A 16,841-nucleotide genomic window follows, 5' to 3' on the forward strand; every position below is an offset into this window, starting at 1 on the left:
AAGCCAAAGGCACTGTGTGCAAAGGAACTTCTGCTATTGGTTGCGAACACGGTTTTGTCTCGCGATTGAAAAGCGTGTTTACATTATAGCGAATTCTGTCCAATCAACCTGTCAGCAGGTCGAAAAGTATGTGTGAAGATCGAGATGTGCGAGTGGGGCGAAGGTCGAGGTGTGAGAGATGTAACACGTTGAGTTAAAAGGAGCGCTTCTTGAGGGGGAGTCAAGAAGCGCTGTATTGTTACGCGGAGGCTTTTACATCACCGTCTTTTGGCGTGTCTTGACCGGTTGTATTATCTTCTACTGCTGCAGAGGATTGGTCACTCAGCACTTCTGCCAAATTAGCACGAGAAAGCTCACCTTGAATTTCACCGTCTCCATCTAAAACAGGTAACGGCAATTCATGTTCAAGCGTATCAGGAATAACGGCTTCCAACAGCGCATCAGACTGAATACCGGGTACTGCTTCCAATACGGAGTCATCAATCGCTTCGCCGTGTTGCGACGAATCGACCGATTCAAGGTGATCACGACGCAATGCACCTTGATAGCCATCATCATTCACGTAGTAGGCGTGTTCGGCTTTCGCTTGGCGCATCTGCGTAATGGCTTCGCCAATGGTGTCAGCGCTAATGCGGCAACTCTGCGGCTTCATCACGGTATCAACGGTCAATGCGCGAGCGCGGTTAACGTCTTTCACGAAGGCTTCCACGTAGTCATCAGCTGGGTTAAGCAGAATCTCGACAGGGCGGCCTTGTTGAATGAGTTTACCGTCACGCAAGATAGCAATGCGGTCGCCTAGGCGAAGCGCTTCATCTAAATCGTGGGTGATAAAGATGATGGTTTTGTGCAGCTTCTCTTGCAGATCGATAAGCTGATCTTGCATTTCGCTTCGAATCAGTGGATCGAGTGCTGAGAAGGCCTCATCCATCAAAAGGATTTCAGCATCAGTACATAGCGCGCGAGCGAGACCAACACGTTGTTGCTGACCACCCGAAAGCTGAGAGGGGTATTGCTGCTCGTAACCACCAAGCCCGACGGTTTCCAGCCAATCTGCGGCTTTCTTATCGCGGTCTGGTTTAGGGACACCTTGGACCTGTAAACCATAAGCGACGTTTTGAATCACTGTGCGGTGCGGCATGAGACCAAAGCGTTGGAATACCATGGACATTTTGTGACGACGGAAGTCTTGGAGCTCTTTTTCATTGAGCTTCATGACATCTTCGCCTTCAACGATGATTTGACCTTCGGTAGGTTCAATCAAACGGTTGAAGTGGCGAATCAGGGTCGATTTACCTGAGCCTGACAAGCCCATGATCACGAAGATTTCACCGCGCTGGATGTCTAGGTCGATTTGTTGAAGACCCACGGTGTGGCCAGTATCAGCCAATATGTCGTCTTTTGATTTCCCTGCCATTACATCAGGCATCACCTTTTGCGGTGTTTTGCCGAAGATCTTGTAGAGGCCTTTAATCTGAATCAATGGTTTCTCGGTACTACTCATGGTGGCCTCCGCTTAGGTGCTGCTGCGAACGTTTTGCATAACTTTGTGATACGCGGTCGAAGATAATCGCCAGCGCCACAATAGCGAGACCGTTAATCAGTCCAAGCGTAAAGTACTGGTTGGTGATGGATTTCAATACCGGTTGACCAAGGCCTTTCACACCGATCATTGAGGCAATAACCACCATGGCAAGTGCCATCATGATTGTTTGGTTGATGCCCGCCATAATGGTTGGCATTGCAAGCGGAAGCTGAACACCGAACAAGCGCTGTGAGGGGCTTGCACCGTATGCTGTTGCGGCTTCTAGCACTTCTTTATCAACCAATCGAATACCAAGGTTTGTTAGTCGTATCACGGGTGGGATCGCATAGATAACCACGGCGATAACCCCTGGGATTTTACCAATACCCAACAACATAACGACGGGAATGAGGTAAACGAATGCTGGCATGGTTTGCATCACGTCGAGTAACGGCGTGACGATAGATTGAATGCGGTTTGAGCGCGCCATCGCAATACCGATGGGGATGCCGAGTCCAATGGCGACCATGGTACACACGAGAATAATGCTCATGGTCCGCATGGTGTCTTCCCACATGCCGAAATAGCCAATGGCGGAGAACACTACGATGACACTCACGGCAAGTTTCCATGAGCGGCTAGCTAAGTATGAAATGAGAGCAAGAACGCCAATCATGATGAACCATGGCGTGCCAAGGAGCAGTTTTTCAAACCAAATGAGAAACGCGAGAAGGGGATCGAAGAATGATTCGATGGTTTCGCCGTAGTTTCGTGAGAATTCACGATAAGCGCCATCGAGGGTTTTACGGATAGCGAGAAGGTCTGAGCGCTCCATCTCTGGAAATTCCGTTAACCAATTATTGTCTGCCATAACAGTACAACGTCCTCTGTTTTTATAGTAATTGAAAGTACATGAATAACTGTGTTGGTGCTGCAATAGCGTAGATACAAAAGTAGGCTGACGTAGGTCAGCCTACTTTTTAGCAAGAAAGATTAAAGCGCGCTTTTCACTTTCTTCGCGACTTCAGGAGACACCCACTGAGACCAAATGTCAGCGTGGTTGTTCAAGAAGTACTCGCCTGCAATTTCACCATCTGCTTGGTTTTCTTCCATCCAAGCAAGCAGACTGTTCAAATCAGCTGTCGTGAATGAGCGGTTAGCGAGGTAGCTAACAGCTTCAGGTGCACGTTTAGCAAAGCTTTCTGTAATAACGGTATCTACCGCTGAAGGCGGATACATGGTTGGTTTAGGGTCAAGACATTCTGCGTCAGTCGTACAGGTTTTAAAGTGCTCTTCGTCAATGCCTGAACCAAAGTCTACTTTCACCATTTCGTACTTACCCAGTACAGCAGTGGGTGCCCAGTAGTAACCAAACCAGCCTTCGCCACGCTCGTAGGCTTTCGCAATCGAGCCAGACAGACCTGCGCCTGAGCCTGGATCAATCAGCTCAAAGCCTTCTTCTTCTAGGTTAAGTGCGTTGAAAAGGTTGCCTGAGGAGATTTGACAGTTCCAACCAGCAGGACAGCCGTAAAATGCAGATTTTGATGGGTCTTCTGGGTGCTTGAAGAGGTTTGCGTTTTTCTTAACGCCTTCAATGGTTGCGATGCTTGGGTCTTTATCGACCAAGAATTTTGGTACCCAGAAACCTTCGACGCCACCTTCAGAAAGTGTCTTACCTGCGTAGCGCAAGCGACCTTCTGCTACACCTTTATCCAACGCAGCCTTGAGTGAGTTACTCCAGAATTCAGGTGCGATGTCAGGTTCGCCTTTTTCAATCATGGACGTGCCCGTTGGCATGGTATCGCCAGGCACAAGCTCTGCATCACATTCATAACCGTTCGCTAGGATGAAGCGGTCGATGTTTGCGATAACGGTTGCGGAGTTCCAGTTCATGTCTGCGATGGTGACTTTGCCACACTCAGATGCATAGCTGGCCATTGGCATCGCTGAAAGCAATAGGGCTGACGTGGTCAATAGTTTTTTCATGGAGATCCCTCTCATTAGTGTCCCTTTGCCAAAGGGATTAAATACAACTCTAATCATTTGGCTTGGTGAGTTTGCACTATGTATTTATCAACATTCTGGTTTAACGTGCTGATAAATATATAGGCAACAGACGTAATCATAACAAAATAGACCGACTCTTTCTGCACGCTTGTTACATTTTGAATAAAAAATGTTTCGTGCACTAAGTGATATTGACGAAAATCATGGTGCTTAAGATGTAAGTAACTTAATGAATCTGTTGAAAAATATTGAAGGTATAACGACATTGTCGCTTTTCTTTTGAGACTGACTGCTCGAATGTGAGATTTGAAAATTTAACTGTAAATACACTGACACAGGATGAAATTATTCGGCATAACTTCGGTTTATTGGTGGGATATCAATCGAAATTTGGATGAAAATGATGGGCCATACCGTACTTGTTTTGGAAGATGACGCAGACATTGCACAGTTACTTTGCTTGCATTTGAAAGTGTTAGGACATGAAGTTCATCGAGGCTCATCACTCAAAGAGGGCTATCGGATTCTGAAAGAACAGTCGATCGATGCCGTGGTACTTGATCGTGGTTTGGAAGATGGTGACGGTATTTCTCTTTGCCACGAATTGCGCCGTCAGCAGAAAGGAATTCCCATTCTGATGCTAACCGCCATGGATTCTGAATCTGACATGGTCGAAGGGTTTGAATCGGGCGCAGATGATTACATGGCGAAACCTTTTAGTGTGATTGAGTTTCAAGCCAGAACGCGTGCACTGTTGCGTCGTGTTGTTCACCAAGAATGGGATGAATCAGAGCGACAGCAAAAGCAAACCGCCGATGAAATCAGTGACAGCAAGCCGGAATCTAACGGCACCTCTTACGATATCACTCCTCAGCTCATGTTTGAGCACCTTGAAATCTGTCCTGATACACACATCGTGAGATTAGATGGTCAGCAAATCGACCTAACCCCCACCGAGTTTTCTCTTCTCTGTTGTCTCGCCAAACGTCCTGAACGCGTGTTTAGCAAAGATGAATTGCTGAGCCGCGTATGGAATACCGATTATGACGGCTATCGCCATACCGTTTGTTGCGCCGTTAATCGTCTGCGCGGCAAATTAGAACGAGACCCTGAAATGCCCAAGTACATTCATACTGTATGGGGCGTAGGCTATAAATTTAGGGAAGCGGCGACACACGCCAGCTAACGTTTGTGTCAGGTATAGGCAAAGGAGAAATTTGTTGACGTTTAGGAACCGTTTATTGTTTTTCACACTGCTTTGGTTTGTGGGTAGCGCGGCAGTGCTCACTAAATTGAGTGTGGATGTTTGGGAAGGAAACGAGCTTAAAACGCAACAATCCTTACACCGAGATCTCGCACGCCACATGCGGGATGACAATCCCCTGATGGTGGGGGATGACTACAGTCCAGCTGCTTTGTCTTCTATCTTTCACACCTTGATGTTGCTCGGGCCTGATTTTGAAATCTATTTTCTCGACCCTGAGGGAAACATTACCACCTCTGGTCCGCCTCTGGACGACGTTCAGCGACAACATGTATCGGTAGAACCAATCATAGCTTTTCTGGCAGAAGAGCCTTTGCCCATATTGGGACAAGATCCCATGACTGAAGATCGGGATATGGTTTTTTCAGCCGCCCAAATTACAGATAACGGCATTGTTGCAGGTTATCTCTACGTTGTAATTGGTAGCCAGCAGCGGAATGCGGTCACGCATCCCGACAACTTTATTCAATACGCCCCCATTGTGCTTGCGGCACTTGTGGCTATTTCTCTTTTTGCGGTGGGCGTTTATCGCATGGTCTTTAAACGCATCATTATTCCTGGAAGGAACATGGTGCGTCAGATTGAAGATGCCGCAACGTCTGAATTTCGCATCACGCCTCCGCTAGCGTTAACATCTTATGAATTGCAAGAGCTTGCGGAACAATGTCGCCGCATGATGGGGGTGATTCAGCAGCAGTTCATTCAGTTACGAATACAAGAAGCACAGCGACGTGAATATTTGCTGCAACTTAGCCACGATCTTAAAACCCCACTTGCCAATATTTTAGGGTACATCGAAACCTGGCGTCTTCAGCATAAAGAGGGACGTGGAATGATTGATACGGCTTATCACAATGCTCAACGTTTGGATCGCTACTTGAAAGATCAATTGGCAGCTGCACGTTCACCGACGGCTAAAATTGTGTTGGCTTATAGAGAGTTAGACGTAGAAGCGTTGCTTGAAGAAGTGAAAACGCGGTTCGAACTGCCGTTAAAGAAAAAGAAAATAGATCTGGTTATTAGTAACACACCGGATCTGTTTGTGGTTGCCGATGAGCAATTGATCAATCGTGTGTTTGATAACCTGATTGAGAATGCCATTCGCCATAGCCCACATCGTTCGAGCATTCTTCTGGATGTGAGTAAGACGAGTGCGCGCAAAGTCGTGTTTACTTTCATCAATACGGTTGCGGAGAATGGCGATTCAGGATCCTTGGGAATGGGCACCAAGATTGTGGAGGCCATTTTGAGTCTTCACCAAACCCACCTTGAGATCTGTGACGGGAAAGCAAAAGAGGGAAGCGATGGTGGCGAGGAACGCTATTGCGTGAACTTTGCACTTTCGTCGATTGCACCGCCGTCTGCTCGGCCTCCGCTTTTGTTGCCAGAAATGATTGAAGAGATCGATGAAGCACCCGTCATTGTATCTGACTACCCAGCAATGTCGGCTGCGGGGAAAGGGGACATCACGAAAGAGACAGAAGACCAAGAACATGCTGCGTTTTCTTCTCTTTTAGCGACGTCGACGAATCTCGATTCTAAGGATGCATTGGAGCAGGCGTTAGAAGATTTGCCCCCCATGTCTGCCTCAGTAACAGGCGGTGACGTGCTGAACGAGAGTTTAGATATGGATGCTGAACGCGCGACAAAAGGCAGAGCGCCAGACCCTGACGCGCCTTAACGACAGCAAATCATAGTGTGCGCAGATATCACCAAACGTAACTCAGTTTGCTCCACGTCCACATCCATAGGTCGAGCAAGGTTTCACCTATGGGTGTTCTATCAGGGTAAAAGCCAACGGTTGCTTGGCTGCCATACCGCAAACCTGCCCCTGTTGGTAAATCAAAAAAGCGAATATTGACGGGGTAACGTTGTGCGTTTTGTAAGGCGCCCGACGCGGTATTGCGTTCGTTGTTGAGAGTAACGCTATCCTCTTTGTCGTCTCCCCAACCGATCGACGTCACCTCGCCGTGAAATACTTTCCCCGGATAAACATCAAAGACAATCTTTGCGATCGTGCCCTTTTTCAAATAGGTGAGTGAGTTCTCCTTCACCATCGCCGTTAGCCAGAAATGGCGGGTGTCAATGTATGTCATGACAGGTTGCCCTGCAGCGACATAATCGCCAGCGGTCATGCGCATGTTGGTGATTACACCCGTATCTGGCGCAATGATGTTGGTATAGGAAAGGGTAAGCAGCGCATGATCCAAGGTATTCAATGCAGCCTTCAATTGTGGTGAGCTTTGTGCTTTGGTATCGAGCATGTTTTCTGCAACGCTAAGCGCTTCGGTTGTATCGTCTAACGCGAGCTTTGCTTCTCGGCGTGCTTGAAGGCTCTTTTGCAATGTGGCTTTGCTAACGACACCACGCCTTGCCAGTGTCATGTTTCTCTGAACATAACGCTTTGCTTGAGCCAACTTAACCCGTGCATTCACTTCCTCAATCTTGGCATTTAACAGCGGGGCAGCGTCTCCACCCAATGACTGAACAATCTGCTGGAGTGCAAGCTGTGCCGCTTCTACCTCTAGCTGAAAAGGCGCTTTTTCGATCGTGAAAAGGGGAGTGTTGCGTTTCACCGACACATTGTCGATGACGGCAATGCTGGCAATCGGCCCAGACACTTGAGGTGCGATGCGGATAACCTGTCCGTTTACGCTGCCGTGTTGCGTAATCGGGGTGACGCGTGTTGCCCACAGCGTATATAGCCAAATGCCAAAAGCAACGAGTATTGCGCATAGAACATAACGACGAGAGCGACTCGCTGTACTCGGGGTATTCACTGTGTCAGTTTGCATATCTTGTTTGGGCGCATCATGAATACGGCTTTCGCTCATGCTTGGGTCCTTGAATCCGTTAAAATTGAGTTCGTCAGAGACAACTGTTCACACGCTCACCATGGGGTGACACTAGGCGTGTGATTGCACATGGAGGTTAAGTTTACGAGTCACGGCTGGTGTGTGTTGTCCAACTTTAGACACTTTGCCGTTAACAGTTGTCACACCTTGTTTGCCCTTTGAGAATCTGACCTAACGTTGATGACTGCCACTGAGGTCTGGTAAGAATAGGGAAAAGCAACAATGCAAAGAAAAGCCCTTTAGACACAAATGAATGCATCAAAGGGCTCTATGTAGAATGGGTGAAGCAAAAAGTAGAATGGGGTGAAGTAAAAAGGTGTTGTGTCTGTCGGGATCAATGCCCTGTGAATTGAGGGGCGCGCTTTTCTATGAAGGCATGCATGCCCTCTTTTTGATCTTCCGTGGCAAAGAGGCCATGGAACAAGCGACGTTCAGATCGCACGCCGTCTTCAATGGTGAAGCGCTCTGCGTTGAGAACACATTCTTTTGCCAGAACGACAGCCGGTTTGCTGTAACTGGCGATGGTTCTGGCAGCATGCATGGCTTCATCCATCAGTTGATGGTCAGGTACCACTCTAGACACCAACCCCGCCCGTTCTGCTTCGGTTGAATCCATCATACGACCAGTAAGAATCATATCGATGGCCTTAGATTTTCCGACCAATTTTGTTAGACGTTGTGAGCCTCCCATCCCGGGGATAACGCCAATGGTCAGCTCAGGCTGTCCAAACAACGCAGATTCTGTTGCGAAAATGGTGTCACACATCATGGCGAGTTCGCAGCCCCCACCGAGTGCATAGCCAGACACTGCGGCGATGATCGGTGTGCGAACACGGCCCACTGCTTCCCACCCTGCAAAGTAATCCGTGGCGGCCATTTCTTGATACGTCATGTCAGCCATTTCGCTAATGTCAGCGCCTGCAGCAAAAATCTGGTTGCTTCCTGTGATCACAAAACATCCCACTTCAGGCTTTTCATCAAAGTGAGCAAGCGCGCTCGTTAACTCTCGCATTACCGCATTGTTGAGGGCGTTTCGTTTTTCGGGGCGATTGATCGTGATGGTCACGACACCGCGTTCAAACTCGGTATTGATAAACATGGTTACATCCTTATTCATCGGGTAGTTAGCGGGTATGTGTGCTGAGATTTAAGAATCCCAAATAGCACCAAACGCAGGGACGCCACGGCTTTCCATGCCATACACCACTTGTTGAGTCAGTTTTTGATTAGAAATACAGATCACCGCTTCCGCATCGAATTTTTCGTAGGCGGAATAGGCCAGTTTTACCATGTCAGGCTTGCCGTCTTTGTCGGTATCCCAAATGATGGCATCGGGTTGGGCTTCTAAAATTTGGTCGACCAAGGCATCGCCATAGGTTTTGCGCGGATCGCGTGTTGACCATACCAATAACATCGGCAGTTTTTGCGCAAACAAGTGAGGCAAGCAAGGCCCAATACCACTGCCCGTTGCGATGTAAACCACGCGCTTAAATAAGACTTCGATGTTTGCTACGCCTGCCGTCGGGATGCCTTTCACCCATAGGTGTGTTGGTTTGTCATCGATCAGTTTTCCTGTCCAATCACCTGCGCGAGAAACGGTGAGTCGGTAGCCTGATTCCGTTGGCGAAGGCACATTGGCAAAGTGATGCCATTCCATTAGCGGTGAACGGCTGATTGCCATCGACGAGCCAGCAAAGGGCGTCACACCATAATCAAACTTGAGTAACGCAACATGGTTAGACGGTGTCGAGATATCAACGGGTACGCGCCTGAGTCGCATCCACGGCAACGCCACGCTGAATGTCATGACGGACAATGCCCAAATTGAAGGTGTGTTAAGTACGATGTCTGCCATGCTCATCGTCGGGTGTTGGCTTTGGGTCAAAGTGACGGTTTGTGCCCAAAACAGAAGTAACAAAGACCAACCTGCAAAGCGGTGAGAGGCTTCAAACGCATTGTGATGTTTCTTTCGAATGTTCGGTGTTGCCATGGTGATCATGAAAACAAGTGCAGTGATAATCACAAGGGTGATGATCATGCTCGCTGCTGAAACACCGCCTAGCTGTTGGCTGTAGTGGTACAACAGGCTGCCCGCATAGACAGCAAACCAAAGGCTGCCGTTGATGGCGCAACCAGTGTGTAAGCCACCGTGGTGATACACCTTGCCTAAATGCCATCTCACAGAAAGTGGCCAAGTAGTGGGTGCGCGGGTCGCGAGCCAAAACAGCAGATTTATCACATATTGTTGGCGAATGATCACTGCAATGAAGAAGTTAGCAATCACCATATTACTGATTTGTTGAAGCTGAATACCATCTGCGGTAAACCAATTCCCCGTTGTTATGCCATAGATCAGAGCGATGACATTGAGTATTGAGACGGTCGCAACAAGACGCATGTAATGTTCAAGCTTTGGGTTTTTCCACATTCGCTTGAGCCTGCTTTGCTGTGCTGGAAGCTCTGTTTGTGAATACGGTGCCATCATGAGTGTTGCTCTCCTTCGACTTCATCAGAGCGGGGTGTTGATGGTTGTGTTTGAGCCGTTGGCGCTTTCTCTCGCAGTGAGGCTTCATAAAGATCCAGCAATTTGCGTTTATCGACTTTTCCACGAGACGTCATCGGCAGCTCTTCGAACGCCATGATTTTTGTTGGCACGCAGTAATACGGCAAATTTGCAGAGACGTGCTCTTTTGCGTGGGCTTCAATCACGTCTTCGGGGGCGACAAAGGTAGCGACATGTTCATTCGATACTTTCAAGGTCACAGCTTGGCGGCAGGTGGGTAGACGTTCGATCATGGTTGAAATGGCATCGAGTTCGACGCGAAATCCTTTGATTTTGACTTGATCGTCGGTTCGACCGTGATGTTCGAGTTCGCCGTTTTCCGTCCAGCGGCCTAAATCACGGGTACGGAACATGACATGACCGTCACCTAAATATGGGTCGGTACGGTAGCGCTGTTGGCTGAGGGTGACGTTTGCGAGATACCCTTTGGTGACACAAATTCCACCTGCCCACATTTCTCCAACGTCACCAATGGCGCAAGGCGCGAGATTTTCATCAAGGATGTACACCGTGTTGTTGGGGGTTGGCGTGCCAATGGTTAAGGGCGAGCCGGGTGCATAGCGTTTCATCGTGTTGACAATGGTGGTTTCCGTGGGGCCGCAACAGTTGTAGAAATCACAAAACTCGGCCCATGTTTCTGCAAGGGGTTGCGGGCAGGGCTCACCGGCTACAGCGACAACTTTGGCATCTTGGCAGACGCTGGTATCAATACTGGCAAGCACAGAAGGGGTCGCGATAATCACATCTGCATTGCTGGCAGTATGCTCAATGATCTTGTCTCGAATCAGTAAGGTTGCACCGTTACAGAGTGCGCCATAGATTTCCCAAGCAGACATGTCGAATGAAATGCTTAAAAGTTGAGCGACACGTGACCCCGGTTTAATTCCCAGGTTTCCTGGGGCGGTAAGTACAATATTACACACGTTTTTGTGGGTGACTTGTACGCCGTTGGGTGTGCCCGTCGTCCCTGATGTGAACAAAATAAAGCAAGTATCATTGGTGTTTGCGGGGCGTCGGCCTGACGTGGGTAGCGCTCGAAACTCGAAAGATTTCATCAGTTCGTCTAACGCGATCAGTCGTACATTGGGCAGTTCTGGCATATCAGAAAGGTGCTCTGACAGTGTGAGTACCACCTTCATTCTGGTTAAGTTAGCGATATGTTCGAGCTGTGTTTTGGGTACAACTCCCGCGTGTTGCGGTACGTAGTTTGCGCCAATTTTCAAACAGGCAAACATGCCAACAAGCATAGGAATTGAGCGGGTGAGGAATACTCCAATGGAATCGCCTGACTTTACGCCAGCTTGCAGCAACACTGTGGCCAATTTTTCTGCTTTCTCATTCAAGTCGCTGTAAGAAATAGAACGACCACCATGCATGGCTGCAACCGCATGTGGCCGCGTGGTTGCATGGTATTCAAACGCACGATGTAGCGTAGTGAAAGCGGGTGTGTTTTGTGGGCCTCGACCAAACAATACGAATTTTCGACGATCTTCTGCGCTGAGGTTTGACAGTGGCGTCAGATTAAAAAGTCGTTCGTTTCCCAAATGTCGAGAATTGGGTGCTGTTGGAAATAGCACTGAGTTCAATGTGCCAGTCACTGGGGTGTCTCCTATTCATCAATAACGATGACCTTTTGCTGTCTAGCGGGTGTCATCGTTTTTTCCGTTTGGTGCTATCGGAAAATGTATAGGGCAACTCTCACAAAATTATCACAAAGAATTCTCAATATATTAGAAAGCAATAAAATACCATTTGATTACAAAGGTTATTGAATATGAAGCAATACAAATGTACTGAAAATCAGTGCATCTCAAGCTGAATGTCGGGCACAAAAAAACCACTGCGAACAGTGGTTTTTAATGGACGACAATCGTTAAGTGAACGAGGGTTTATACGTACTGTTAGAGGTCTCTTTCAACGCTTGCCTCTCTCGGTTTCTCTTCTTCCGTGCGCCAGATTGTCCATCCCATCACTCCAAATATGATGGTAACGATAGGTGATAGCCAACAGAAGAAATTGAACGGAAGGTAAGCCAATGTTGCAACACCCAACGTGGCAGCTTGATATGCCCCTCCCGAATTCCAAGGAACAAGGTTAGCGGTGACCGTTGCAGAGTCTTCCACTGCACGAGAAAGGTTTTCAGGTGCAAGCCCTCGCTCTCGATAGGCTTCGGCATAACTGCGCGCACTCATCACGATAGCCATGTATTGGTCACAGAGAATAACGTTGGCACCAATACCCGTCAGTACGGTTGAAATCACCAGTGAACCTGTGGATTTCGCCGCGGCGAGCACTTTATCTGCGATAACGCGAAGCTGATTGGTTCGCTCCATCACGCCACCAAACATCATGGCCACAATGATCAAACTGATGGTGTACATCATCGAATCCATGCCGCCACGAGATAGCAGCGAATCGACATCTTCAATGCCTGTCGCTGAACTGTAGCCACCAAAAGCGACGTTTGCGATGGCGTTGTAATCCGCACTTTGCAAGCCTGCAGCGCAAATGGCTCCGGCAATTACACCCAATGCGATCCCAGGGATAGCTGGCATTTTCTTGTACGAAACGAACAACACAAGCATGAGAGGTAAGAACAATACGGGGTTGATGAAGAAGTTGCTATCCAGCGTTGTCAGAATGGTATTGATACGATCGATATTGCTGCCAGTGGCGCTATATTGCAAGCCAAGAAAGGTTTCGATAACTAAGGTGATCGAGATGCTGACCCCTGTTGTGTAGGACATGTGTTTGATGTGGGTAAACAGATCCGTTCCTGCCATTGCAGGCGCGAGGTTGGTGGTATCTGATAGCGGTGACATTTTATCACCAAAATACGCACCAGACAGAACAGCGCCTGCCACGATTGGAAGAGGAAAGCCAAGGCCCCCGCCAACACCCATTAGCGCGACACCGATTGTCCCCGTTGTTCCCCAACTTGTTCCTGTGGCAAGTGATGTCACCGCACAAATGATCACACAAGCGGGCAGGAATACCTCAGGCGCGAGGATTTGAAGCCCATAGTAAATCAAGGTCGGAACAACCCCTGCCAATATCCACACGCCAATCAGCGAGCCAACAATCATCAAAATGATCATCGCGGGTAGGGCGTTATAAATACCGTTCACCATGCCACCTTGGATGTCTTTCCAAGAAAAGCCACAGCGAAGGGCAATAACACTGGCGACAATAACGCCAAGCATCATGGGGATTTGTGGATCTAGCCCATACATGACGATGGAGATACTGATCCCCACCACCAATGAGAGCAGTGAGATAATGGCTTCCCAAAAATGGGGAGCTCTAGCACCTTCAGGTATATCAGTCTTCATGTTACCTCCGATTTGTGTACATCTATGACTGAATGGAACACGTTATTGTGCTCAGCCTGTTTCGTCTGGCATCTCGAATAGAACGATTAACCATATGGCACTGCAGCGCATTAAATGCGCGGCAAAGGGCTGAGCGAATTACTTGGGTAAAGCAATGGCACGGTGTCTTCGGAGGGTTCTACATCGTTATATCGATGCACTGTCCAAGGTTGTGTTGAGGTAACCGAGGTAGGGGAGAACTAACCAAGCGAAACTGTTTCGGCGGGATCGTATCCATGACGAGCAACAGCACTTTTCACACATGCTTTTATGATTGTTATAAGAGCTATTTTTAAGAGCAGTTGTTCTCAATGAACATGGAAACCAATGAAAAAACGCGTGGGCATTGTTGTCAGTGGTTTCACTTGAGGGTAACGGGTAGGTGTCAGAAAAAGTGTTGAAGATACGAGACAGGATACGGATTAATTGTGCGTTTCCGGCGATGTTGGGAAAAAACGTAAGTAAAACAGAGGAAGTAAAGAAAATTCAAACGCTTGATTGAAACTAAGGCATTGTTTTTTCCTTGATAGCTGAATCGATTCTTCACAATGTTGCTGGGTTTTTATGCATGTTGATAATGAGAGCTTTCGAGTACGAACATCTGAAGTGCGAGAAAAGAGAAAAGAGAAAACAAAAAAGCAGGCTTTTGCCTGCTTTTGGATTGGGGGCGTTCTCAAACGTCAGTGTAGCGTTTGATGGTTCACAAAGCAGATGCTCTCGCAGATGCGTTGTGCATCTTCAAAACGGGTTTCTTCATCAAGGTATATCCCTAGCTGAATATAACTCGAGTGAGAGAACGCGAAGCAATATAGGGAGGCGACGCGGTAATCATTGGTTTCTTCGAGCAATCGGTAATGATAAAGCAACAATCCGTTTTGATCTTTTTTAGCAACATCAAAGGCGTCTTCGGCTTGCTCTTCTTCCACCCATGCGAGTGCTTCCTCACGGGTTTCCTCTGGCTCAATGCCCCAAACTGAACACCAAATTGTCATGTCTTGCTGCCAAAGCACTAAGTCTTCGTCTTCAATTCGACATTTGAATTCAGAAGGTAATTCAACAGACCATTCTTCCGTTAACTTGTAGTAACCCGAACATTCAGGGTATTGATCCATAGTCTGTATGCTTATTTTTATGGGTGATCCGACGACTCGCGCCAGAAATTAATGCGGTGAGGGTAGCATCAATTTCGATAGGAGATAACGACTTACCGATTTTTCTGCACAGTCGGGCTGAAAGGTGTGTGAAAAAGTGGATGCTCTCACGATCTCATATCGTGAGAGCGGCAATGGCGGTTAATGAAGAGTCGTCTATTTTTTTGCGTGCTCAATGGCCCAGCACGGGGTGTCTGCGAAACGGGCGGCGTAGTAATCAATGAAGGCGCGAACCTTTGGTGCGACCTGCCTTGAACTGGGATACAGTGCCCAAATCGCGGTGTCAGATACCAGCGAGTAATCACTGAGGATTTCTACCAACTCTCCTTTCTGGAGGTGTTCAAATACACTCCATGTGGAGTTAATCGCAATGCCAATGCCATCAATGCAGGCATCGCGCACCACATCACCGCTGTCGGTTCTCAGAACGCTCTGTGTTTTAACACTCTCTCTTCCATCTGGCCCATCAAATACCCATTGGTCCAATTGAGAGAGGTGAATGCAAAGGTGATTTTTCAATTCTTTTGGCGATGTAGGTTTGCCGTATCTTTCTAAGTATGCGGGAGAGGCGCAGATAACACGACGGTCGGTCGCCAGTTTTCTTGCGATTAACGAAGAGTCTTTCAGTTCTGCATTTCGGATAGCGATATCAAACCCCCCTTCAATCAAATCGACGATGGAATCAGAAAAGCGGAAATCCAATTTCACATCGGGGTATTCAGTAAGAAAGCCCTTTAACGCGGGCATCAAGTGCATGCGTCCGAACGAGGCCGGTGCGGTAACCCTTAAAATGCCACGCGGCGCACTTGCTCCAACGCCAACGGACGAATAGGCAGCTTCAACGCTGGCTAACACATCTTCGGCATAGGGAAGGAAGGCATCGCCTTCTTCTGTCAGTGAGACTTTTCGCGTGGTTCTATGCACCAAACGAACACCCAAGCAAGCTTCAAGTTTACTGATGTAGGCACTGGAAACGGCAGGGGAAAGTTCTAACTCACGCCCAGCGACACTGATGTTGTTTGTGGATGCCAAGCGTACGAAAAGTTTTAAATGATCAATGTTCATGCTCTGCGGTTCCATCGCGACGATTTTGTATGATGATTATCAATGAATTCTATAAAGTGAATCTTTTATTTGGGGGATTATCAATTTATAAATATTTAATATTATGTATCGCATAAACGTGGATGATGCAAATGGTTACGCTTGTGTTGCCGTTAAGGGTTTACATTGAACCGTGTGGCTAACGACGTTCTTTTGAACGTTGCCTCTCAAGCTTAAATTAAGGGAAGAAAAACATGACGAAGAACATTCTCATTACAGGTGCGACTGACGGAATTGGCTTGGAAACAGCGAAAACGCTGGCTGCACAGGGGCACAATTTGCTTATTCATGGCCGCAATGCTGCCAAACTGAATGACGTGGAAAAAACGCTATCAGCCATTAGTAACAGTGGGAGCGTTGATAGCTTTGTTGCTGACCTTACCAATCTAAATGATGTGGCAGAAATGGCGAATGCAGTGAAGAGCCGCTTCAGCAAGATTGATGTATTGCTTAACAACGCGGGTGTATTCCGCATGGCGGATCCGATCACCAAAGACGATATGGACGCGCGCTTTGTTGTGAATACCATTTCCCCTTACCTGCTGACGCAAGCGTTATTGCCAATCATGGATGCAAGCAGCCGTATTGTGAACTTGTCTTCTGCTGCACAAGCGCCCGTCAACCTTGATGCCATTGTCGGTAAAGTAAAACTGAACGATGAATTTGAAGCCTATGCGCAAAGCAAACTGGCTATAACGATGTGGACACGCGCACTTGCAAAGCAATGGGGCGATGATGGTCCAATGATCGTTGCGGTTAATCCTGGCTCAATGCTTGCCAGTAAAATGGTAAAAGAAGGCTTTGGTGTCGCGGGCAATGATTTGAGCATTGGTGTGGATATTTTGGTGCGTGCTGCGTTAAGCGAAGAGTTTGCAGATGCGTCTGGAAAGTACTTTGATAATGACGCACGTCGATTTGCATCACCTCATCCAGAAGGGCTCAATGACCAAAAATCGCTCGAGGTCATCAAAGCCGTTGAATCCGTTATCGGTGCATAACTGCGA

General features: G+C 47.8%; 13 protein-coding genes. 3 read left to right on the plus strand and 10 right to left on the minus strand.

The genetic code is table 11. The features are described from left to right. Nucleotides 1–238: 238 nt before the first annotated feature. The 3 genes from BCT27_RS00665 to BCT27_RS00675 all read right to left on the minus strand — a co-directional run bounded on the left by BCT27_RS00665 (nt 239) and on the right by BCT27_RS00675 (nt 3,508). Complete coding sequence (locus tag BCT27_RS00665; protein ID WP_102316104.1) at nt 239–1,501, minus strand: quaternary amine ABC transporter ATP-binding protein; 1,263 nt, start codon at nt 1,499–1,501, stop codon at nt 239–241. Continuing rightward, nucleotides 1,494–2,393, minus strand: a complete 900-nt coding sequence (locus BCT27_RS00670) for an ABC transporter permease (RefSeq protein ID WP_017012346.1) — start codon at nt 2,391–2,393, stop codon at nt 1,494–1,496. The genes BCT27_RS00665 and BCT27_RS00670 overlap by 8 nt, the downstream gene beginning before the upstream one ends. 122 nt (nt 2,394–2,515) lie before the next feature. Beyond that, nucleotides 2,516–3,508, minus strand: a complete 993-nt coding sequence (locus BCT27_RS00675; protein ID WP_102316105.1) for an ABC transporter substrate-binding protein — start codon at nt 3,506–3,508, stop codon at nt 2,516–2,518. A 415-nt stretch (nt 3,509–3,923) separates the two neighbouring features. On the opposite strand from BCT27_RS00675, the gene BCT27_RS00685 reads away from it, so the two are divergent. Beyond that, a complete protein-coding gene (locus tag BCT27_RS00685; RefSeq protein ID WP_102392390.1) occupies nt 3,924–4,715 on the plus strand; it encodes a response regulator transcription factor in 792 nt (263 codons plus the stop codon). A 34-nt stretch (nt 4,716–4,749) separates the two neighbouring features. Beyond that, on the plus strand, nt 4,750–6,474 hold the full coding sequence (locus tag BCT27_RS00690; RefSeq protein ID WP_102394745.1) for a sensor histidine kinase: 1,725 nt from the start codon (nt 4,750–4,752) through the stop codon (nt 6,472–6,474). Between the two features lie 28 nt (nt 6,475–6,502). On the opposite strand, the gene BCT27_RS00695 is transcribed toward BCT27_RS00690, so the two are convergent. From BCT27_RS00695 to BCT27_RS00725, 7 genes are all read right to left on the minus strand, one after another. Continuing rightward, on the minus strand, nt 6,503–7,627 hold the full coding sequence (locus tag BCT27_RS00695; protein WP_102394746.1) for an HlyD family secretion protein: 1,125 nt from the start codon (nt 7,625–7,627) through the stop codon (nt 6,503–6,505). 355 nt (nt 7,628–7,982) lie between these two features. Continuing rightward, nucleotides 7,983–8,747 carry an enoyl-CoA hydratase gene (locus tag BCT27_RS00700; protein ID WP_017016812.1) on the minus strand — a complete coding sequence of 255 codons (765 nt, stop codon included), beginning with the start codon at nt 8,745–8,747 and terminating at the stop codon, nt 7,983–7,985. Between the two features lie 48 nt (nt 8,748–8,795). Beyond that, nucleotides 8,796–10,133, minus strand: a complete 1,338-nt coding sequence (locus BCT27_RS00705) for a ferredoxin reductase domain-containing protein (RefSeq protein ID WP_102394747.1) — start codon at nt 10,131–10,133, stop codon at nt 8,796–8,798. Beyond that, nucleotides 10,130–11,809 (minus strand): AMP-binding protein, encoded by a 1,680-nt coding sequence (locus tag BCT27_RS00710; RefSeq protein ID WP_102394748.1) that lies wholly within the window; start codon nt 11,807–11,809, stop codon nt 10,130–10,132. Before BCT27_RS00710 ends, BCT27_RS00705 begins: the two co-directional genes overlap by 4 nt. Before the next feature lie 303 nt (nt 11,810–12,112). Beyond that, nucleotides 12,113–13,543, minus strand: a complete 1,431-nt coding sequence (nhaC, locus tag BCT27_RS00715) for a Na+/H+ antiporter NhaC (protein ID WP_102316112.1) — start codon at nt 13,541–13,543, stop codon at nt 12,113–12,115. Between the two features lie 719 nt (nt 13,544–14,262). After that, nucleotides 14,263–14,694 (minus strand): hypothetical protein, encoded by a 432-nt coding sequence (locus BCT27_RS00720; protein ID WP_017012336.1) that lies wholly within the window; start codon nt 14,692–14,694, stop codon nt 14,263–14,265. 195 nt (nt 14,695–14,889) lie between these two features. Then, a complete protein-coding gene (locus BCT27_RS00725; RefSeq protein ID WP_102394749.1) occupies nt 14,890–15,798 on the minus strand; it encodes a LysR family transcriptional regulator in 909 nt (302 codons plus the stop codon). A gap of 233 nt (nt 15,799–16,031) precedes the next feature. Between BCT27_RS00725 and BCT27_RS00730 the strand changes: the two genes are divergently transcribed. Next, on the plus strand, nt 16,032–16,835 hold the full coding sequence (locus BCT27_RS00730; protein WP_102392383.1) for an SDR family NAD(P)-dependent oxidoreductase: 804 nt from the start codon (nt 16,032–16,034) through the stop codon (nt 16,833–16,835). The last annotated feature ends 6 nt before the right edge of the window (nt 16,836–16,841 follow it).

Origin of the sequence: Enterovibrio norvegicus, from assembly GCF_002876705.1 — a bacterium.
Taxonomy (GTDB): domain Bacteria; phylum Pseudomonadota; class Gammaproteobacteria; order Enterobacterales; family Vibrionaceae; genus Enterovibrio; species Enterovibrio norvegicus_B.